Source organism: Streptomyces sp. NPDC004134 (genome assembly GCF_042874195.1).
GTDB lineage: Bacteria > Actinomycetota > Actinomycetes > Streptomycetales > Streptomycetaceae > Streptomyces.
The window spans coordinates 84,947-104,482 of sequence record NZ_JBIAMS010000024.1 but is presented as its reverse complement, the minus strand read 5'-3'; the positions used below and the strand labels follow the sequence as shown (position 1 = coordinate 104,482).

The following is a 19,536-nucleotide window of genomic DNA, read 5'->3' as shown; positions in this document are numbered from 1 at the left end:
AAGGGTGAATCGGACCTATGAGGGCGGTTTTCAGCCGACGTTCGCGAGCCGCCGCAGCACCCGGCCGCAGCGCCGCGCGTACCCCCGCTGGAAGACGCCGAGGAGCGGTCCCATGGTTGCCACCCACCGCGCGGCCGGGCGGCTGTACGCCGTGACGGTCAGCCAGACGGCACCGTCGTCCGCCCACTCCACGACGAACGCCTCCTCACCCGTCTCCGGGTGGCCCGCGAGGGTTCCGTACCCGAACCCGCCGCGCCGCTCGCCCTGTTCCGCCCACACCACGCGGCAGGGCGCGAGGATGCGCAGCGGCCGCCGGCCCAGGCCGACGACGAGCCGCACGCCGGGCGCGGCGCGCGGCCCCTCCGCGTCGATGGTGACCCCGACCGCCCGGTGCATCCGGAACGTCAGCACCGCCTCGGTCGCCGCCCGGTACGCCGCCGGTCCCGCGCCTATGCGGGTGCGTACGGCGAAGGAGTCGAAGCCCGCGGGACTGCGGCCCTCGCGGGTGGCGCCGACCGGGGCGTACGTGAGGTCGTCCACGCCCCGCAGCGTACGCGCCGGCCGGCGACGCGCCGCCGCGGGGCGTCCGCGGACGTTCCGGCTACTGCCCGACGAGCCCCGGCTGCAGCACCTTCGTGAACAGCACCGCGCCGCCCTCCTCGCGCAGCCGCACCGTCAGCTCGCGGCTGCCGCCGTCGATCTGCACCTCGCCGTAGAACTGGAAGCCCTGGCTCGGCGCCACGTTGCCCGTCTGCGGCGCCTTGAGGAACACCCGCTCGGGGCCGAACGTGCCGTCCAGCGCGCTGCCGGGGAACGCGCCCGCGTGCAGCGGCCCGGTGACGAACTCCCAGAACGGGGCGAAGTCCTTGAACCCCGCCCGCGCCGGGTCGTAGTGCTGCGCGGAGGTGTGGTGCACGTCCGCGGTCAGCCACACGGTGCCGGTGATCCGCCGCTGCTTGATGTGCCGCAGCAACTCGGCGACCTGCAGCTCACGCCCCAGCGGCGCGCCCGGGTCGCCTTGCGCCACGGCCTCGATGTTCGTGCCGTCCGGCACGACCAGGCCCAGCGGCATGTCGGAGGCGATGACCTTCCACTCCGCGCGGGAGCGCTGGAGCTCCCGCTTGAGCCAGGCCAGTTGGTCGCGCCCGAGGATGCCGTGGACGTCGTCGGGGGCGAGCCCGTCGGAGTTGGCGTTGCGGTACGTGCGCATGTCCAGCACGAAGACGTCGAGCAGCGGCCCGTACGAGACCTTGCGGTAGACCCGCCCGGCGCCGTCGGCGCCCAGCGTGGGCACCGGGAAGTACTCGGCGAACGCCTGCCGCGCGCGGGCCGCGAGCACGTCGGCGCGGCGCTCCGTGTACCGCTCGTCCGTCAGGATCTCGCCCGGGTACCAGTTGTTGACCACCTCGTGGTCGTCCCACTGCACGACGATCGGCACCTGCGCGTTGAAGCGGCGCACGTTCTCGTCGAGCAGGTTGTAGCGGAAGTTGCCGCGGTACTCGGCGAGCGTCTCGGCGACCTTCGACTTCTCCTCGGTGACCAGATTGCGCCACACCGTGCCGTCGGGCAGCGGAACTTCGGCGCTCAGCGGCCCATCCGCGTATACGGTGTCGCCGCTGTGCAGGAAGAAGTCGGGATCGAGCCCCTGCATCTCCGCGTACACCCGGTAGCCGCCGCGGTCGGGGTTGATGCCCCAGCCCTGGCCCGCGACGTCGCCCGACCAGACGAAGCGCACGTCCTGGCGGCGCCCGGGGGCCGTACGGAACGTGCCCGCGACCGGCTCGCCGGAGCGGCGCGGGTCGTCCGCGTCCTCCAGCACCACCCGGTAGTAAACCTGCTCACCGGGCGGCAGCCCGTGCAGCCGTACGGTGCCGGTGTAGTCGGTGCCAGGACCGAGCAACGGGCCGCGGCGGCGCTGCACCTTGCGGAACGAGTCCGTCGCGGAGGTCTCCACGACCATCCGCGCCGGGCGGTCGGCGCGCACCCACACGGTGCCGCCCTGGGCCGTCACGTCGCCCACCTGTACGCCCCACGCCGCCCCCGGCCGGCCGGCGAGCGCCTGCGCGGGCGCGCCGCCGGACAGCGTGGGCACCGCCAGCGCTGCGGACGCCGCGAGGCCGCCGCGCAGCACCGACCGGCGCGCGGGGCCGCCGCTCGCTCTGTCTCCCGTGTTCACCTGGTCTCCCGTCGACGTGCGGATCTCGTGCGCCGTCAGACCTACCGGCGTGTGTTGCCCGTGGCACGAACGACAAGTGAACAACTGCCCCTGCAATGCGGGAAGTGCGCCGCGCGGCGGAGGGCTCCGGGAGCGGCCGGATTGGACAGGCGGGTGTCTCGTCAGGTGATATGGAGGGGTGGCATACGGCACCGATCTTGACGTCTTCGAGGAGCACCGATCCGTCCTGATGGGCGTGGCGTACCGCATGCTCGGCGGTTTCGCCGACGCCGAGGACGTGGTGCAGGACACCTGGCTGCGCTGGTCGGCCGCGGACCGGGAGCAGGTCCGCGACGCGCGGGGCTACCTCGTGCGCATCACCACCCGCCTCTCCCTCGACCGGCTGCGTCAGACGCAGGCGCGGCGCGAGGCGTACGTCGGCTCCTGGCTCCCGGAGCCGCTGGCCACCGACCTGCTGGGGGACACGCCGCCGGACAGCTCGGAGCGGGCGCTGCTCGCCGAGTCGGTGACGCTGGCGATGCTCGTGGTGATGGAGTCGCTGTCGCCGCTGGAGCGGGCCGTCTTCGTGCTCCGGGAGGCGTTCGGCTTCCCGTACGCGGAGATCGGCGCGATGCTCGAACGCTCCGAGGACGCCGTGCGCCAGCTCGCCGGCCGCGCCCGCCGGCACGTCACGCAGCGCAAGCCGCGCTATGACGTGGACACCGCCGCGCAGCGCGACATCACCGAACGGTTCCTCGAAGCCGCCGCCGGCGGCGACCTGGAGGGGCTGATGGCGCTGCTGGCCCCGGACGTGGACGTGATCTCGGACTCCGGCGGCAAGGCGAAGGCGCCGCGCCGCGTCATCGAGGGCGCCGACAAGACGGCCCGCATCTTCATCGGCAGGGCGAGCGGCATCCACGAGGTGCCGGAGCCGGAGCTGGTGTTCCGCGAGATCAACGGCCAGCCCGGGCTGCTGCTCCTGTCGAAGGGCGAGCCGGACACGGTCATGGTGCCGCAGCTCCGGGACGGCGTGATCGCCCGCATCTTCGTCATCCGCAACCCGGACAAGCTCCGCGGCGTCCGCGCGTAACGGGCCCCGCGGCGCACGTGGCGGCTCCGGCCGCCGCGGCGGACGGCTAGAGCCCGCCGGAGACCCGCAGCACCGCGCCCGTGGTGTACGACGCCTCCGCGGACAGCAGCCACGCCACCGCGCCGGCGATCTCCTCGGGCTCGCCGGGGCGGCGCATCGGCACCCGCTCCGGGTTGCGCCACGGCCGCTCGGGGTCGCCCATCGCCGCATGCATGTCGGTGACGGTCATCCCGGGCTGCACGGAGTTGACCCGTACGCCCTCGGGCCCCAGCTCCTTGGCCAGGCCGAGCGTCATGGTGTCCACGGCGGCCTTGCTCGCCGCGTAGTGCACGTACTCGCCGGGGCTGCCGAGGGTGGCCGCGCCGGAGGAGATGGTGACGATCGCGCCGCCGCCGCCCCCGTGCCGGGTGGACATCTCGCGCACCGCGCGCCGGGTGCAGATGAAGGTGCCCATGACGTTGACGTCCAGCACCCGGCGCATCACGTCGAGGGACGTCTCGTCGAAGCGGCCCAGCGGCCCGGTGATCGCGGCGTTGTTCACCAGCGCGGTGACCGGCCCCAGCCGCTCGCGGGCGGTGTCGAACAGGGCGTCGACCTGCTCGGGGTCGCTCACGTCGGCCCGTACGGCCACGCACGCCACCCCCTCGGCCCGCGCCTCCGCCGCCACCCCCTCCGCGGCGGCCTCCGCCCGCTCGTACGCGAGCGCCACGCCGTGACCGGCGCGGGCCAGTCTCCGCACGATCGCCGCGCCGATGCCGCGGCTGCCTCCCGTGACCACCGTGACCTGGTCCATCGCTGCCTTCCCGCCGTCCGTCCGATCGCCGGACGGACCGTACCCCAGGGGCATTGGTCTTGACCAAGTCCGGGTCGCGTCCTACTGTCGGCGAGAGATACTGCAACAACCTTTCATAAACAACCGCGCATAAAGGCGGCCAGGCCGACGGGGATTGCGAGGATCAGGTGGGGACCACGCAGCCGGACACCGTGACCGAGCTGAAGTACTGGCATCTCAAAGGTGTGATCAGCGAGGCGCTGGAGTCGGAGTTCTCGGTAGGGGAGATCCTGCCCAACGAGCGCGAGCTGGCGGCCCGATTCGGCGTCGCCCGCGCGACTCTGCGGCAGGCGCTCGACCAGTTGGAGCTGGAGGGCCGGCTGCAACGGAGGCGGGGCGTGGGCACGACCGTCGCGCCGCCGCGCGTCGGCGTGCCGGTGGGCTCCCCGCGCGAGATGTGGCCGGGCGAGGCCGACGACGGCTGGGAGGCCGTCGACGCCGCCGCGGTCGCGGCTCCCGCGGCCGTCGCGCGCATGCTCGGCACCGACGCGACGGAGCCGGTGCACCGGGTGCACCGCTCCCGCAGCCGCAACGGGCAGCCGGTCGCCGCCGAGCTGATCTACGTGCCGGGCGTCTCCGCACCCGGCTTCAGCCGCGGCGACTCCTCCGCCGGCGCCGTCCGCGCCCGCAACGTGCTGCACGAGCTGCACCGGCTGCCGCTGGAGGGCCAGGACCGCACCGTCGAGCTGGGCTCGGCGCGCGCGGAGGACGCTCGCGAGCTGGACCGGCTGCCGGGCGCCCCGGTGCTGGTGGTCACCACGCGCTACGTCTCCCGGGGGCGCACCGCCGCCGTCGCGGTCTCGACGTACCGCGCGGACACCTGCCGGCTCACCCTCGACGCGGACGCGGCGGTGCTGGCGAGCTGAGCCGCCGCCGGGATCGTACGGACCCGGCGGGACACCCCGCGCGGAGCACGATGCCGCAGCGAGACGGCCGGGCCGGGAGCGCACACCCCGTCCGGCCGTCGGCCCGCCGGCTCACCGCCGCGCGGTGACCGTGCTCTCCACGGCGAACAACTCCTCGTCCAGGTGGTCGAGGGCCAGCCGCAACGCGCCCGTGGCCACCGCCGCCTCGCCCAGCAGCGACAGCACGACCTCCGGGGGCCGGAGGCAGTAGCGGGCCAGCTCGGCGTGGAGCGGCTCCAGCACGTCGTCCACGCCCGCCGCCCAGCCGCCGATCACCACCAGCTCCGGGTCCAGCGCCAGCACCAGCGCGGCCACGTCGTGGACCAGCCGCTGCATGAAGCGGTCCACGGCCCGGCGCGCCCGCTTGTCGCCGTTCTGGGCCAGCGAGAAGACCTCCGCCACCGCCGGCTCGTCCAGCGGGTGCAGCGGCTCCCCGGTGACGCTGAGGAGCTTCTCCGGCGTCGCCTCCCGGCCCAGCAGGTGCAGCGCCCCGATCTCTCCAGCCGCCCCGCCGAAGCCGCGGTGCAGCCGCCCGCCGATCAGCGACCCGGCGCCGGGGCTCAGCCCGGCGCGGACGAAGACCACGTCCGCCGAGTGCCGCGCGGCGCCCTTCCAGTGCTCGGCGACCGCGGCGGTGTTCGCGTCGTTCTCCACCAGCACCGGGCAGCGGAACGAACGCCCCAGCCGCTCCGCGAGGTTGAGGCCCGTCCAGCCCGGCAGCGCCGTGCTCAGCCGCACCATGCCGTCCGCCTCGACGATGCCGGGGCTGCCGACGCCCACCGCACGCAGCGTGCTGCGCGCCACGCCTGTCCTGCGCAGCACCTCCTGCACCACGGTCCGTACGCTCGCCAGCCGGTCGTCGGCCTCCGCGGTCTCGTCCACCGGGCGCAGCGCCGAGCCGCGCAGCCGGCCGTCGAGGTCGGAGAGCAGGACGGAGACCCGGTGCGGGCCGATCTCGATGCCCAGCAGATGGCCGGACTCGGCGTGGAAGCGGAACTTGCGGGCGGGCCGGCCCTGGCGCCGGGTCGTGCCCTCGTCTGCCGGGGCCTCCACCACCAGGCCGCTGGCGGCCAGGCCCTCCAGCACGCCGTCCAGGGTGGGCCGCGAGAGCCCGGTGGTCCGCACCAGTTCGGTCAGCGTCGCCGAGCCCGCGTCGCGCAGCGCGCGCAGGACGACGGCGGAGTTGATCCGCCGCAGCAGGGACGGATCCCCGCCGGTGAGCTGCGCCAACGTCAGCCTCCCTGAGCGTGCTTCCGGATAGCGGATCGTATCCGCTATCCGGCCGCGCCGGGAGCGACGAACCCCGACTCGTACGCGGTGATCACCGCCTGCGTGCGGTCCCGGGCCCCCAGCTTCGCCAGGAGCGCACTGACGTGCGATTTGACCGTCTCGGTGCCCAGCACGAGCTCCGCGGCGATCTCGGCGTTCGTCAGCCCGCGGGCGATGAGCCGCAGCACCTCGCCCTCCCGTTCGGTCAGCCGCGCCGCCGCCAGCGCCGCGCGCGCCTCGTCGTTGCCGTGCCCGGCGGCCAGCGACCGCAGCGCGGCCGGGAAGAGCAGCGACTCGCCCTCGGCGACCAGCCGCACGGCGTGCACGATCTCCGCCGGCCGGGCCCGCTTGAGCAGGAACCCGTCGGCGCCCGCGCGCAGCGCCCCGTACACGTACCGGTCCTCCTCGAAGGTGGTCACGACGAGGATCTTCGGCGGTTCCGGGAAGGCGCGGAGCACGGCGCGGGTGGCCTCGATGCCGTCCATGAGCGGCATCCGTACGTCCATCGCGATCACGTCCGGCGCCAGTTGCCGTACGAGGGGGATCACGGCCGCGCCGTCGGCGGCCTCGCCGGCCACCTCGATGTCCGGCTGCGCCTCGAGGATCGCCCGCAGCCCGGCGCGGACCAGGGCGTCGTCGTCGACGAGGAGGACGGAGACGGGCACGGCGTCACTGTATCGGCAGCGTGACGCGCACCCGCCACTCGCCGTCGGAGGGGCCGGCGACCGCTTCGCCGCCGAGCAGCGCGGCACGCTCGCGGATGCCGCGCAGGCCGCTGCCGCCGGTCCCTGGAGGTGCCGCCGCCGCGGGCAGCCGGTTGCGCACGTGCAGTTCGAGACCGCCCGCCGAGGCCGCGATACGGACCCTGACCGGCACCGGGCCCGCGTGCCGCAGGACGTTCGTCAGGCACTCCTGCACGATGCGGTAGCCCTCCCGCGACACCGGCCCCGGCACCGACTCCAGCGGCCCCTCGATCTCCGCGCTGATCTCCGCGCCGGCGCCGCGCGCGGAGGCCACCAGCCGTTCCGCCTCGGCCAGCCCGGGCCGCCGGGACGGCGGCGCACCCTCCTGCCGCAGCAGCCGCAGCACCCGCTCCAGGTCCTCCAGCGCCTCCCGGCCGGTGTCCTCGATCGCACCCAGCGCCCGCTCCGTGAACTCCGGCGACCCCGCCGCCCGCGCCGCGCCTGCCTGCACCACGGCGACGGTCAGCGCGTGCCCGATGGTGTCGTGCAGCTCGCGCGCGAGCCGGTTGTGCTCCAGCAGCCGTTCGGTGCGCTCCTCCAGCACGGCCAGCCGCTCGGCGGCCGAGGGCCCGAGCAGCCGCGGCGCCAGCGCCGCGATCAGCACGCCGAACCCCCAGCCGGCCGCCAGCAGAACCGGCACCACGACCGGGATGAGCAGCGGGTACGACCCGTGCCACGAGCCCGGCAGCAGCAGGACCTCCTCTTCGAAGGAGGACCAGTGATGCGCGGAGGTCAGCGCGACGGCCAGGAAGATGCCCTGGATACCGACCACGGAGGCCAGCAGCCCCACCCACATCCGCAGCACCAGCCAGACGAACACCCGGCCGCGGTCGGCCCACGAGACGGCCGGCGTGCGGGCGAGTCCCGGATCCGGCTGCGCCTCTGTGCCGTGCGGACCAGGGAACAGCAGGAGCCGGGCCTGCATCGTCTCCAGGAGCCGGGTGGCGGGGATGGCCGCCGCGACGGCCAGCAGTGGCACCGGGCCGAGGGCGAGGACGGCATAGCTGACCACCGACGGCACGTCCTCCACGCCCCAGATGAAGGCGCCCAGCAGGGCCAGTGTCGCCGCGATGAACAAGTGCAGCCAGCGGGTGTACGTCACCGCCCGCAGCACCGGCCGCAGCGGGCGGGAGAGGGTTCGGAGAAGGCGCGGCATGCCGTTCATCGTGCCAGCGCCCGCCGGCCCGCGGCTCCCCCGCGCGGGGGAGGCCGGACCCACGCGCGGGGGAGGCCCCGGAGCCCTCCCGACCGGCAGCGTGGCCCGTATGACAGCAGCAACAGCCATCGAGGTCCGCGAACTGACCAAGGACTACGGGGACGTCCGGGCGCTCGACGCCGTGACCTTCACCGTCCGTCCGGGCCGGGTCACCGGCTTCCTCGGCCCGAACGGCGCGGGCAAGTCCACCGCCATGCGCCTCGTCCTCGGCCTGGACCGGGCCACCTCCGGCACCGCCACCGTCGGCGGCCGGCCGTACCCGGAGCTGGCGGAACCGCTCCGGCACGTCGGCGCCCTGCTCGACGCGCAGGCCGCCCACGGCTCCCGCACCGGCCGCGCCCATCTGCGCGCGCTGGCCGCGAGCAACGGCCTGCCGGACGCCCGTGTCGCCGAGGTGCTGCGGCTGACCGGGATCGAATCCGCCGCGGGCCGGCGGGTACGGACGTACTCCCTCGGCATGCGCCAGCGGCTCGGCATCGCCGCCGCGCTGCTCGGCGACCCGCCCGTGCTGCTGCTGGACGAGCCGTCCAACGGGCTCGACCCCGAGGGCATCGTGTGGATCCGGCGGCTGCTGCGCCGACTGGCCGACGAGGGCCGCACCGTGCTCGTCTCCAGCCATCTGATGGGGGAGACCGCCGCGTACGCCGACCACCTCGTGGTGCTCGGCCGCGGGAGGCTCCTCGCCGACGCGCCACTCGCGGAGTTCGTCGCGGGCAGCGCGGGCGGTCTGGAGGAGGCGTACCTCCGGCTGACCGCCTCCGCCGCGGAGTTCACCAGCGAGACCCGGGAGGTCTGAACGATGACTGCCACCGCCGTGCTCCGCGCCGAGTGGATCAAGATCACGACGCTGCGCGGCACCGTGTGGTCGCTGGCGTGCGTGCTGCTCGTCACCGCCGGCTTCGGAATCCTCGCCAGCGCCGCCCTCGGCGGCGCCGAGACCGTCGACGGCGACTTCGACCCGCTGTTCTCCGTCCTCACCGGGGTGGGCCCCGGTCAGATCGCCGCGATCGTCTTCGGCACGCTCGCCGTGTCGTCCGAGTACCAGAGCGGGCTGATCCGCGCCACGCTGGCCGCCGTGCCCCGGCGCGGGCTGCTCTACGCGGCCAAGCTCGCCCACGTCGGAGGGCTCACGTTCGCCGTCGCGCTGCCCACGACGCTGCTGTCCTTCCTGGCCGGCGGCGCGGCGCTCGGCGACCGGGCGCTGGGCCTCGGCGACGACGGCGCGCTGCTCGGCGTCGTGGGGAGCGCCGTCTACCTCGCGCTCATGGCGCTGCTCGCCGCGGGGCTCGCCGCCGTGCTGCGGAGCGGCATCGCGGTGCTGGGCATCCTGATCCCGTTCGTGCTGGTGGTCTCGATGGTGCTCGGCGTCGGCTCGTCGGCGGGAGTCGCGGACTACCTGCCGGACCGGGCCGGGCAGCAGGTGCTCTTCGCGGAACCGCCGGCCGGCCTCGCGCCGCTCGCCGGGCTGGCCGTCACCGCGCTCTGGACGGGGGCGGCGGTGCTGGCCGGCTGGTGGACGATGCGGCGGCGGGACGCGTAGCGCAGCGCGGTCCGCTACGGGGCCGGGGCGGGCGGCGTCACAGGATCGCGCCGGGCGCGTACCCCGCCGCCTCCGGGTGCCGCTTGACGACGTCCTCGACCCGCGCCGCCACCGCCGCCACCTGCTCCTCGGCCGCGCCGGTGAACGACAGCCGGTCGGCCATCAGCGCCTCCAGCCGGTCCCGGTCCAGCGGGATGCGGTCGTCGGCGGCGAGCCGGTCGAGGAGTTCGTTGCGCTCGGCGCCGCGCTCGCGCATCGCCAGGGCCGCGGCGACCGCGTGCTCCTTGACGACCTCGTGCGCCTCCTCCCGGCCGACCCCGGCCCGTACCGCCGCCATCAGCACCTTGGTGGTGGCCAGGAACGGCAGATAGCGGTCCAGCTCGCGGGCGATCACGGCCGGGAAGGCGCCGAACTCGTCCAGCACCGTCAGGAACGTCTCCAGCAGCCCGTCGAGCGCGAAGAACGCGTCCGGCAGCGCCACGCGGCGCACCACCGAGCAGGACACGTCGCCCTCGTTCCAGGTGTCGCCGGCCAGCTCCGCGGTCATCGAGGCGTACCCGCGCAGAATTACCATGAGGCCGTTCACGCGCTCGCAGGAGCGGGTGTTCATCTTGTGCGGCATCGCGGACGAGCCGACCTGGCCCGGCTTGAAGCCCTCGGTGACCAGCTCGTGCCCGGCCATCAGCCGGATCGTCTTCGCCAGCGACGACGGCGCGGCGGCGACCTGCACCAGCGCCGCGACCACGTCGTAGTCGAGCGAGCGCGGGTAGACCTGGCCGACGGAGGTGAAGGCGCGGGCGAAGCCGAGGTGGCCGGCGACCCGGCCCTCCAGCTCGGCCAGCTTCGCGGCGCCCTCCTTGCCGCCGCCGAGCAGGTCGAGCATGTCCTGCGCGGTGCCGACGGGGCCCTTGATGCCGCGCAGCGGATAGCGCGCGAGCAGGTCCTCCACCCGGCCGTACGCGGTCAGCAACTCGTCGGCGGCGGTGGCGAACCGCTTGCCCAGCGTGGTGGCCTGCGCGGCGACGTTGTGCGAGCGGCCGGCCAGCACGAGACCGGCGTGCTCGCCGGCCAGCCCGCCCAGCCGCGCCAGCACCGCGACCGCGCGGTCGCGCACCAGCTCCAGGGACTGCCGCACCTGGAGCTGCTCCACGTTCTCCGTCAGGTCGCGGGAGGTCATGCCCTTGTGGATCTGCTCGTGCCCGGCGAGCGCGTTGAACTCCTCGATGCGGGCCTTCACATCGTGCCGCGTGACCTTCTCGCGTTCGGCGATCGAGGCGAGGTCGACGTCCTCCAGCACCCGCTCGTAGTCGGCGACGGCGCCCTCGGGCACCTCGATCCCCAGATCCCGCTGGGCGCGCAGCACGGCGAGCCAGAGCTGCCGCTCCAGGACGACCTTGTGCTCGGGGGACCAGAGGGCGGCCAGCTCCGCGGAGGCGTAGCGGGCGGCCAGGACGTTGGAGATGCGCGGCTTGTTCACGTGGGGAGATTCTACGGGCCCGCCGGACGGGGTGCGGAGGGCGGCCGGTGGCGGCGTACGGGGGCCTGCGCGGTGTCCGCGCGGGGCGGGCGGCAGGGGGCGGTGTCCGCGCGGTGCCGGCCGCGCGGTGCCGGCGTCAGGCGTCGTACGGCAGCAGCTCCGGGCGCTTCGGCGCGCGGCCGTCGCCGGAGGAGCGGCCGGTGAGCCGGCGGTGCACCCACGGCAGCAGGTGCGTGCGGGCGAAGCGGGCGTCCGCGGTGCGGCGGGTGAGCCACGGCGGCCGCAGCGCCGGGGGCGGCAGCGGGCCCGTCCAGTCGTACCCGGGAGTGCCGCCGAGCGTCTGCCAGACGGCCTCGCCGACGCGGCGGTGGCCCTCGGGCGTCAGATGCAGCCGGTCCTCGTCCCACATCCGTACGTCGCTCAGCACGCCGGCGCCGTAAAGGTCGACGACCAGCGCCCCGTGCCGCGCGGCCAGGTCGTCGACGTGCGCGAAGAGCTGCTCCATGCGCGGCCTGACCCGCTCCAGCACGCGGCCGTCGCGCCCGGGGCTGCGCATCAGCACGAGCTGCTTGCAGCTCGGCGCCAGCTTCGCCACCGCCTCTTCCAGCACGCCGCACACCCGGTCCATGTCGCAGCGGGGCCGGATGGCGTCGTTGAGGCCCCCGACGAGGGTGATGACGTCGGCCTCCATGGCGGCGGCCCGGTCGACCTGCTCGTCGAGGATCTGGCGGATGAGCTTGCCGCGGACGGCCAGGTTCGCGTACCGGAAGCCGGGCTCCGCCGCAGCGAAGCGGGCCGCGAGGAGGTCTGCCCAGCCACGGTAGGAGCCGTCGGGCTGCAGGTCGGACATGCCCTCCGTGAAGGAGTCGCCGACCGCGACGAAACTGGTGTAGCGCATGTTCACGTCCGCCGATCCTACTCGCCGCCGCGGGCGCCGCTCCCAGCGCCCGTACCGCGGGTCACGACTCCCGGCCGACCAGCTCGCGGAGCACGTCCTCCATGGTCACCAGACCTGTCACCCGGCCCTCCTCGCCGGTCACCGCGGCCAGGTGGGTGCGGCTGCGGCGCATGGCGGTCAGCACGTCGTCCAGCGGCGCGCTCGCGCGCACCCGGGCGATCCGGCGCATCGCCGTACGCGGGAACGGCGCCTCGCGGTCGGTGGCGCCGAGGGCGTCCTTGACGTGCAGATAGCCGAGGATCCTGCGGCTGTCGTCCACCACGGGGAAGCGGGAGAAGCCGGAGGCGACGGACAGCGCCTCCAGCGCCTCCGGGGTGACGCCGACGGGCGCGGTGACCACGTGCCCGGTGGGCACCACCACGTCGCCCACGGGGCGGCGGCCCAGCTCCAGCGTGTCGCGCAGCCGCTCGGCGGAGCGGTCGTCGAGCAGCGCGGCCTCCGCGGAGTCCGCCACCATGCGGGCCAGGTCGGCGTCGGAGAACGACGCGGCGACCTCGTCGCGGGTCTGCACGCGCAGCAGCCGGAGCAGCGCGTTGGCGAAGGCGTTGACGGTGAAGACGACGGGGCGCAGCGCGTGGGTGAGCGCGACCAGCGGCGGGCCGAGCAGCAGGGCGGAGCGCACGGGGTCGGCCAGCGCCACGTTCTTCGGCACCATCTCGCCGAGCAGCATGTGCAGGTACGTCGCCACGGCCAGCGCGATCGCGAACGAGATCGGGTGCACCAGCCCGTGGGGCACGCCCACCGCGTTGAACACCGGCTCCAGCAGATGGGCGATGGCCGGCTCGGCGACGACACCGAGGACCAGCGTGCACAGGGTGATGCCGAGCTGGGCCGCCGCCATCAGCGTGGAGACGTGCTCAAGACCCCAGATCACCCGGCGCGCACGGCGGTCGCCCTCCTGGGCGTACGGCTCGATCTGGCTGCGCCGTACGGAGATGAGTGCGAACTCCGCGCCCACGAAGAAGGCGTTGAGCACCAGCGTCAGCAGGCCGATGATCAACTGGACGACGGTCATCCGCGCTCCCCCCTGCCGGCGGCCGTACGGCCGGTGCTACCGCCGCCCGTGCCTTCGTCTTCGCCGTCGTCCGGCTCCGCGCCGGGCGGCGGGGCGTGCAGCAGCACGCGCGCGGCGCGGCGCCCGCCCGCGTCCACGACGTCCAGCCGCCAGCCCCCGACCTCCAGGGCGTCCCCGTCGACCGGGATGCGGCCCAGCTCGGTGGCGACCAGCCCGGCCAGCGTCTCGTACGGGCCCTCCGGCACCCGCAGGCCGATCTCCGCGAGCTGGTCGGGGCGCACCCCGCCGTCGGCGTCGAAGAGCATCCGGCCGTCCGGGTCCGCGCCGCTGGGCAGCAGGTCCGGCGTCTCCAGCGGGTCGTGCTCGTCCCGCACCTGGCCGATGACCTCCTCCACGACGTCCTCCATGGTGACGACGCCGGCGGTGCCGCCGTACTCGTCGATCACCACCGCCATGGTGCGCTTCTCCGTCAGCCGGTCCATCAGATGGTCGACGGGCAGGGTCTCGGGCACCAGCACCGGTTCGCGCAGCAGCCGGGTCAGCGGGTGGCGGGCGCGGCGGTCGGCGGGGATGCCGAGGACGTCCTTGACGTGCACGTAGCCCAGGACGGTGTCCAGGCTGCCGCGGTAGACGGGGAAGCGGGACAGGCCGGTGGCGCGGGAGGCGTCGACGACGTCCCCGACGGTGGCGTCGTCCTCCAGCGCGACGACCTGCATCCGGGGCGTCATCACGTTCTCCGCGGTCAGCTCCGCGAGCCCCAGGGTGCGGACGAACAGTTCGGCGGTGTCGGCTTCCAGCGAGCCCTTCTTCGCCGAGTGCCGGGCCAGCGCGGCGAGTTCCTGCGGGCTGCGCGCCGAGGCCAGCTCCTCGGCCGGCTCCAGGCCCATCAGCCGCAGCACCCGGTTGGCGGTGTTGTTCAGATGGCGGATGAAGGGGCGGAAGACGCCGCTGAACGTGCGCTGGAAGGCCGCGACGCGCTTGGCCATGGCCAGCGGGCGGGAGATGGCCCAGTTCTTGGGCACGAGCTCGCCGACGACCATCAGCACGATGGTCGACAGCGCCGTGCCCAGCACGAGCGCGACGCTGGAGGTGGCCGAGCCGGGTACGCCCGCCGCGCGCAGCGGGCTGTGCAGCAGCGAGGCGACGGAGGGCTCGGCGAGCATGCCGACGACGAGGTTGGTGACCGTGATGCCGAGCTGTGCGCCCGACAACTGGAACGTCAGGCCGCGTACGGCCTGGAGCGCACCGGCCGCGCCGCGCTCGCCGCGGTCCACGGCCCGCTCCAGCTCGGCTCGCTCCACGGTCGTCAGCGAGAACTCGGCCGCCACGAACAGGCCGCAGGCCAGGCAGAGCGCCAGGGCCAGGGCCAGCAGCAGCACCTCGGTCATCGGGTCACCTCCGTCTCATGATCACGCAGGGTCGCGAGGGTCGCGCGGCGACCGCGGTCAGCCGGCGGCAAGCGGCTTGACCCAGCGGCTCCACTGCTCCTGGCGGACGTAGCCCCCCGCCTGCCAGGCGTGGTGCGCCCGCTTGTTGCGGTTCAGCACCATGGCGTCCGCGCGCCGGCCGCCGAAGGCGGCGAACCGCCGCTCCGCCGCGGCCAGCAGCGCCGTCCCGACGCCGCGGCGCCGGTGGCCGGGGTGCACGGCGAGCCGGTACAGGTGGCAGCGCCAGCCGTCGAACCCGGCGATGACGGTGCCCGCCAGCTCCCCGCCGCGCTCGGCCAGCAGCAGCGCGCCCGGGTCGCGCTCCAGCAGCCCGGCGACGCCCGCCTCGTCGTCGCTGACGGACGTGCCCTCGGCCGCCGCCTTCCAGAACGCGAGCACCGCCGACACGTCCGCGGGCTCCGCGGCCCGGATGTGGAGATCGTCCATGCCCGGCATCCCATCACCGGCGGCCCGCCCGCGTCGACCGTATTCGGCGCACGGCCGGGCCACGGGCCGCCCGGCGGGCCGGTCCCTGACGGGCCGTCCGGCCGGGCGGGGGGTCCCGGTCGTACGCCCCGCCCCGGCCCGTACGAGCGCGCCCCGGCCCGGGCGGCGGTCACTCGTGGGCGATGGCCGCCAGCACGTTGAGCCGGGACGCCCGCAGCGCCGGCAGCAGCGCCGCCAGCAGGCCGACCAGCACCGATCCGATCACCACGGCGAGCTGCACCGTCCAGTCGATCGCGAAGGCCCGCATGCCCTCCAGCGCCAGCACCTCGTGCACCCCGGCGCCCCACGCCAGGCCCAGCACCAGGCCGAGCAGCGCGCCGAACACGGCGATCACGACGGACTCCAGCCGGATCATCCGGCGCGTCTGACGTCTGGACAGCCCGATGGCCCGCAGCATGCCTATCTCCCGGGTCCGCTCGACCACCGACAGCGCCAGCGTGTTCACCACGCCCAGCACCGCGATGACGATCGCCAGCCCCAGCAGCGCGAAGACCAGATAGAGCAGCACGATGATCTGCTCCCGGATCAGCTCCTTGAAGTCGGCCTGGTCCCGCACCTTCACCTGCGGGAAGGCTTCGAGCCCGCTCTCCAGCGACGCCCGCAGCTTGTCGACGTCGGTGCCGCTCGCGGCGTTGACGAAGACGACCGCCTCCTGCCCGCCGGGCAGGTACTTCTCCAGGGTCTCCATGCCGAGGAAGAAGCCGCCCGCCGCACCGAACCCGCCGCTCGTCTCCTGCTTGGTCAGCGCCCCGACCGTCAGGTCCGCCTTCTTGCCGTTGGGGAACTCGACCCGGAGCGTGCTGCCCATGCGTATGCCGTGGTCGCGGGCGAACTGCCGCTGCAGGCCCACGTGCCCGGGCGCGAGCGCGTCGCCGGTGCTCCCCGCCGCGTACTCCAGCCGGCTGACCTGGTCCAGCTCCTTGTCGAAGGCACCGGCGCTGGTGCTGGTCTTCTCGCCGTCGGGCAGCGTCACCCGCAGCGGCGCGAACCGCTGGCGCACGACGAGGCCCACGCCGTCCGCCTCCTCGACCCGCTCGGTGACCTCGCGGGGGAACGGGCCGAAGCTGTCGCTCTGCACGAGGAAGTCGGCGCCCAGGGTCCGGTCGATCTCCTCGTCGAAGGACTTCGTCATCGACGCGGCGGCCACCGACATGCCGCCTACCAGGGCCAGGCCCACCATCAGCGCCACGGCCGTGGCGCCCGTGCGCCGCGGGTTGCGCAGCGCGTTGCGCTGGCTGAGGGCACCGACGGAGCCGAAGATCCGCGGGAACCAGCCGCCGAGGACCCGGATCACCGGCCGCACCAGCAGCGGCCCGGCCGCGACCACGGCGAGCATCGTCAGCACCACGCCGCCCACCAGCCACACCGCGGAGTCCCGGGTCCTGTCCGCGGTGGCGCAGAGGTAGAACGACAGCGCCCCGGCGGCACCGAGGACGGAGCCGAGCGCCGCCCGCACCCGCATCGGCCGGCCGACCTCCGCGATCTCCAGGTCGGCGAGCGCCGCCATGGGCGAGACCCGCGCCGCGCGCCGGGCCGGCAGATACGCCGCGACGAACGTGACGCCCACGCCCACCGCGTAGGCGAAGACCGGCGTGACCCAGCTCACGACCATCTCCGCCGCGTCCAGGTTCATCCCCAGCAGGCCCATCGTCTCGATGAGCCCGACGGCCAGGCCGATGCCGCTGAGCAGCCCGAGCGTCGAGCCCGCCAGCCCGAGCAGCAGCGCCTCGGTGAGCACCGAGCGGCGGACCTGCCGCCGGTCGGCGCCCAGCGCACGCATCAGCCCCAGCTCGCGGGTGCGCTGCGCGATGAGCATCGAGAACGTGTTGACGATCAGGAAGATCCCGACCAGCACCGCGATCCCGGCGAAGCCCAGCATCACGTACTTGATGATGTCGAGGAACGTGCCCAGCTCCTCCGCCGCCGACTTCGCCTGCTCGTCGGCGGTCTGCACGGCGTAGTTGCCGTCGAGCGCCGTCTTGACGCGCTTCTTCAGCGCCGCGTCCGACACCCCCGGCGCCGCGTCCACGGAGACCGACGTGGCCAGCGGCGGGCCCGCGGCCTCCCCGTCCCCGAGATCCGGGTTGTCGAGCAACTGGCGCTGCGCGGCCGCCGTGTCGAGGTAGACCACCGTGGCGCCCGGGTTGGTGGTGGTGAACTTCGCGATGCCGACGACCTCGACCTCGAACCTGCCGGGCTGCGCCAGGACGTTGAGCGTGTCGCCGATCCCGATGTTCTTGCGGTCGGCGGTGTCCTTGTCGAGCAGCGCCTCACCGGCCCCGCCCGGCTCGCGGCCGTCCGACAGCTCCACCGGGCTGCGATCGCTGACGTACCAGTTGGTGGCGATCGTCGGAGGGCCCGTGGTCCGGCCGATCGGCTCGTTCTCCGCGTCGGTGACGGTGAGGTTCTCCACCTCGACGTCGAGGTGGACGGCCTGCACCCCCGGCACCTTCGCCACCTCGTCGGCCACCGACGCAGGCAGCGTCGGCACCAGCCCGGAGCCGAACCCGCGGTTCTGCTCGAACGCCTCCTTCGGCGAGACCGCCACGTCGGCGGCCGTGGAGGCGAAGAGCCGGTCGAACGTGCGGCTGACGGTGTCGGAGAAGATGAGGCTGCCGGAGACGAACGCCACCGACAGCAGGACGGCCAGCGCCGACAGCAGCAGCCGCCCCTTGTGCGCGAAGAAGCTGCGCAGAGTCGCCTTGAGCACGGCCGCCTCAGCTCTTCCTGATGCCGTCGAAGCGCTTCATGCGCTCCAGCACCGCCTCGGCCGTCGGCTCCGGCATCTCGTCCACGATCCGCCCGTCGGCCAGGAAGAGCACCAGGTCGGAGTGGGCGGCGGCGCCCGGGTCGTGGGTCACCATCACCACCGTCTGCGCCAACCGGTCCACCGCCTCCCGCAGGAAGCCCAGCACCTCGGACCCGGAGCGCGAGTCGAGGTTGCCCGTCGGCTCGTCGGCGAAGATCAGCTCGGGCCGGGAGGCCAGCGCCCGCGCGCACGCCACCCGCTGCTGCTGGCCGCCGGAGAGCTGCGAGGGCCGGTGGTCCAGCCGGTCGCGCAGACCGAGCGTGTCGACCACCCGGTCCAGCCACTCGGGGTCGGGTCTGCGGCCCGCGATGTCCATCGGCAGCGTGATGTTCTCCAGGGCGTTCAGCGTGGGCAGCAGGTTGAACGACTGGAACATGAAGCCGATCCGGTCGCGGCGCAGCCGCGTCAGCTCCCGCTCGCCCAGCCCCGTGATCTCCTCGTCACCCAGCCAGATCCGCCCGGACGTCACCGTGTCGAGCCCGGCGAGGCAGTGCATCAGCGTGGACTTCCCGGAGCCGGACGGGCCCATGACCGCGGTGAAGCGGGCCCGGTGGATCTCCACGTCCACCGCGTCCAGCGCCACGACCGCCGTCTCGCCGCTGCCGTACGTCTTCGTCAGCCCGCCGGCGCGGGCCGCGACCCCGGCGGGCCGTCCCGCTTCGCGTCTGTCGAGTGCCGCCGGTGTGGACAATGCCGTTCCCCCATCGGGCTGTGAGCCGGGCGCCGGTGGCGCGTTCCTGTCCCCCCGCCGTACGCCGTGGGTGCCCGGCGGGGACGTGCTGCGGGGCTGCGTGATCGATCGGATCCGCGCCGCCTGCCAGCGAGACTAGGCGGCCGTGGAATCCCGCGCATCCCTCCCGGGTGGCACCTGTGGATAACCCACTACTCCCGCGGGAGGACCGGCCTCTCCTGTGTCCGGCGCAGTCGCCGTCAGCCGCGGAGCGCAGTTCCCAGGACGTGATAAGAGGCCGGGGTCGGCGGTCCCTTCTCCGGCATCCGCACCCGCCGGTACGGGCCCAGCGTGAACCCGGCGGCGGTCAGCTCGCCGAGCACGTCGCGACCGGAGTGGCAGCCGCCGAGCAGCAGCGGCCACACCGTGCGGTCCGCCGCCCGCTGCACCGCCCGCATCGCCCGCCCGCCGGCCCGCCCGTGCTCGTAGAACCGCAGCTCGCCACCGGGCCGCAGCACCCGGCGCAGCTCGCCGAGCGACCGCGGCACGTCCGCGACCGAGCAGAGCACCAGCGAGGCGACGGCGGCGTCGCACGACCCGCTCTCGACCGGCAGTTCCTCCGCGGTCCCCGGCAGCACGTCCACCCGTACGGCCGCGCGCAGCGCCGCCTCCGCGGCGAGCTGCCGCAGGTGCCGCTCCGGCTCGACCGCGACCACCTCGGAGACGGCGGGCGGGTAGTGCGCGAAGTTCAGCCCGTTGCCCGCGCCGATCTCCACCACCCGGCCGGACAGGCCGGTCAGCAGCTCCTTGCGCAGCTCGGCGACCCCGCCGTGCTCGTCGGCGGCGACGCTGAGGCGGGCGTAGAGGCGCGCGAAGTACGGGTGGTACACGGCGTCCCGCGCCGCGCGCGTCGGTGAGGGCAT

18 protein-coding genes are annotated in these 19,536 nt (G+C 74.5%); 4 read left to right on the top strand and 14 right to left on the bottom strand.

The genetic code is table 11. From position 1 onward, the window contains the following. Positions 1–30: 30 nt before the first annotated feature. The gene (locus ACFYVJ_RS26605) at positions 31–540 is read right to left on the bottom strand and encodes a DUF1990 family protein (RefSeq protein ID WP_388896259.1); all 510 of its coding nucleotides are present in this window, start codon (positions 538–540) and stop codon (positions 31–33) included. A 61-nt stretch (positions 541–601) separates the two neighbouring features. Continuing rightward, positions 602–2,131 (bottom strand): alkaline phosphatase D family protein, encoded by a 1,530-nt coding sequence (locus ACFYVJ_RS26600; protein WP_388896385.1) that lies wholly within the window; start codon positions 2,129–2,131, stop codon positions 602–604. A 223-nt stretch (positions 2,132–2,354) separates the two neighbouring features. Here ACFYVJ_RS26600 and sigJ point away from each other — a divergent pair, with 223 nt between their 5' ends. After that, positions 2,355–3,245 (top strand): RNA polymerase sigma factor SigJ, encoded by an 891-nt coding sequence (sigJ, locus tag ACFYVJ_RS26595; protein WP_388896256.1) that lies wholly within the window; start codon positions 2,355–2,357, stop codon positions 3,243–3,245. 46 nt (positions 3,246–3,291) lie between these two features. Here the strand turns inward: sigJ and ACFYVJ_RS26590 are convergent, their stop codons facing one another. Further along, positions 3,292–4,038 (bottom strand): SDR family oxidoreductase, encoded by a 747-nt coding sequence (locus ACFYVJ_RS26590; RefSeq protein WP_388896253.1) that lies wholly within the window; start codon positions 4,036–4,038, stop codon positions 3,292–3,294. Between the two features lie 167 nt (positions 4,039–4,205). Between ACFYVJ_RS26590 and ACFYVJ_RS26585 the strand changes: the two genes are divergently transcribed. Beyond that, positions 4,206–4,943, top strand: a complete 738-nt coding sequence (locus ACFYVJ_RS26585) for a GntR family transcriptional regulator (RefSeq protein ID WP_388896250.1) — start codon at positions 4,206–4,208, stop codon at positions 4,941–4,943. A 111-nt stretch (positions 4,944–5,054) separates the two neighbouring features. Here ACFYVJ_RS26585 and ACFYVJ_RS26580 read toward each other — a convergent pair whose 3' ends face one another. Genes ACFYVJ_RS26580 through ACFYVJ_RS26570 form a run of 3 tightly spaced genes read right to left on the bottom strand, consistent with a single transcriptional unit; the run spans position 5,055 to position 8,159 of the window. Then, positions 5,055–6,212 carry an ROK family transcriptional regulator gene (locus ACFYVJ_RS26580; protein ID WP_388896248.1) on the bottom strand — a complete coding sequence of 386 codons (1,158 nt, stop codon included), beginning with the start codon at positions 6,210–6,212 and terminating at the stop codon, positions 5,055–5,057. A gap of 44 nt (positions 6,213–6,256) precedes the next feature. Further along, positions 6,257–6,916 (bottom strand): response regulator transcription factor, encoded by a 660-nt coding sequence (locus ACFYVJ_RS26575; protein WP_326794399.1) that lies wholly within the window; start codon positions 6,914–6,916, stop codon positions 6,257–6,259. Positions 6,917–6,920: 4 nt separating this feature from the next. After that, entirely contained in the window at positions 6,921–8,159 is a 1,239-nt protein-coding gene (locus ACFYVJ_RS26570) for a histidine kinase (RefSeq protein WP_388896245.1), read from the bottom strand. 100 nt (positions 8,160–8,259) lie between these two features. On the opposite strand from ACFYVJ_RS26570, the gene ACFYVJ_RS26565 reads away from it, so the two are divergent. Together ACFYVJ_RS26565 and ACFYVJ_RS26560 are read left to right on the top strand one after the other, a co-directional pair. Beyond that, a complete protein-coding gene (locus ACFYVJ_RS26565; RefSeq protein WP_388896243.1) occupies positions 8,260–9,006 on the top strand; it encodes an ABC transporter ATP-binding protein in 747 nt (248 codons plus the stop codon). A 3-nt stretch (positions 9,007–9,009) separates the two neighbouring features. Beyond that, entirely contained in the window at positions 9,010–9,750 is a 741-nt protein-coding gene (locus ACFYVJ_RS26560) for an ABC transporter permease (protein ID WP_388896241.1), read from the top strand. Between the two features lie 37 nt (positions 9,751–9,787). Here the strand turns inward: ACFYVJ_RS26560 and purB are convergent, their stop codons facing one another. The 8 genes from purB to ACFYVJ_RS26520 all read right to left on the bottom strand — a co-directional run bounded on the left by purB (position 9,788) and on the right by ACFYVJ_RS26520 (position 19,536). Further along, positions 9,788–11,227: an adenylosuccinate lyase gene (gene purB / locus ACFYVJ_RS26555; RefSeq protein ID WP_388896238.1), complete on the bottom strand. Its 1,440-nt coding sequence runs from the start codon at positions 11,225–11,227 to the stop codon at positions 9,788–9,790. A gap of 136 nt (positions 11,228–11,363) precedes the next feature. Next, positions 11,364–12,125: an SGNH/GDSL hydrolase family protein gene (locus ACFYVJ_RS26550; protein WP_388896382.1), complete on the bottom strand. Its 762-nt coding sequence runs from the start codon at positions 12,123–12,125 to the stop codon at positions 11,364–11,366. Positions 12,126–12,186: 61 nt separating this feature from the next. Continuing rightward, positions 12,187–13,200, bottom strand: coding sequence for a hemolysin family protein (locus tag ACFYVJ_RS26545; RefSeq protein WP_388896235.1), 1,014 nt, complete (start codon positions 13,198–13,200; stop codon positions 12,187–12,189). Further along, positions 13,197–14,588, bottom strand: a complete 1,392-nt coding sequence (locus tag ACFYVJ_RS26540; RefSeq protein ID WP_388896232.1) for a hemolysin family protein — start codon at positions 14,586–14,588, stop codon at positions 13,197–13,199. Before ACFYVJ_RS26540 ends, ACFYVJ_RS26545 begins: the two co-directional genes overlap by 4 nt. A 57-nt stretch (positions 14,589–14,645) precedes the next feature. Next, positions 14,646–15,074 carry a GNAT family N-acetyltransferase gene (locus ACFYVJ_RS26535; RefSeq protein ID WP_388896229.1) on the bottom strand — a complete coding sequence of 143 codons (429 nt, stop codon included), beginning with the start codon at positions 15,072–15,074 and terminating at the stop codon, positions 14,646–14,648. 169 nt (positions 15,075–15,243) lie between these two features. Then, complete coding sequence (locus ACFYVJ_RS26530; protein WP_388896227.1) at positions 15,244–17,844, bottom strand: FtsX-like permease family protein; 2,601 nt, start codon at positions 17,842–17,844, stop codon at positions 15,244–15,246. A 7-nt stretch (positions 17,845–17,851) separates the two neighbouring features. Beyond that, complete coding sequence (locus ACFYVJ_RS26525) at positions 17,852–18,634, bottom strand: ABC transporter ATP-binding protein (RefSeq protein ID WP_388896224.1); 783 nt, start codon at positions 18,632–18,634, stop codon at positions 17,852–17,854. Between the two features lie 239 nt (positions 18,635–18,873). Beyond that, a complete protein-coding gene (locus ACFYVJ_RS26520) occupies positions 18,874–19,536 on the bottom strand; it encodes a class I SAM-dependent methyltransferase (RefSeq protein ID WP_388896221.1) in 663 nt (220 codons plus the stop codon).

Excerpts from the sequence above, each read along its gene's own strand:
- ACFYVJ_RS26570 (WP_388896245.1), bottom strand. The coding sequence starts at position 8,159 with ATGAACGGCATGCCGCGCCTTCTCCGAACCCTCTCCCGCCCGCTGCGG.
- ACFYVJ_RS26565 (WP_388896243.1), top strand. The coding sequence starts at position 8,260 with ATGACAGCAGCAACAGCCATCGAGGTCCGCGAACTGACCAAGGACTAC.
- ACFYVJ_RS26520 (WP_388896221.1), bottom strand. The coding sequence starts at position 19,536 with ATGCCCTCACCGACGCGCGCGGCGCGGGACGCCGTGTACCACCCGTAC.
- ACFYVJ_RS26560 (WP_388896241.1), top strand. The coding sequence starts at position 9,010 with ATGACTGCCACCGCCGTGCTCCGCGCCGAGTGGATCAAGATCACGACG.
- ACFYVJ_RS26545 (WP_388896235.1), bottom strand. The coding sequence starts at position 13,200 with ATGACCGTCGTCCAGTTGATCATCGGCCTGCTGACGCTGGTGCTCAAC.
- ACFYVJ_RS26540 (WP_388896232.1), bottom strand. The coding sequence starts at position 14,588 with ATGACCGAGGTGCTGCTGCTGGCCCTGGCCCTGGCGCTCTGCCTGGCC.
- ACFYVJ_RS26535 (WP_388896229.1), bottom strand. The coding sequence starts at position 15,074 with ATGGACGATCTCCACATCCGGGCCGCGGAGCCCGCGGACGTGTCGGCG.
- ACFYVJ_RS26590 (WP_388896253.1), bottom strand. The coding sequence starts at position 4,038 with ATGGACCAGGTCACGGTGGTCACGGGAGGCAGCCGCGGCATCGGCGCG.
- ACFYVJ_RS26550 (WP_388896382.1), bottom strand. The coding sequence starts at position 12,125 with ATGCGCTACACCAGTTTCGTCGCGGTCGGCGACTCCTTCACGGAGGGC.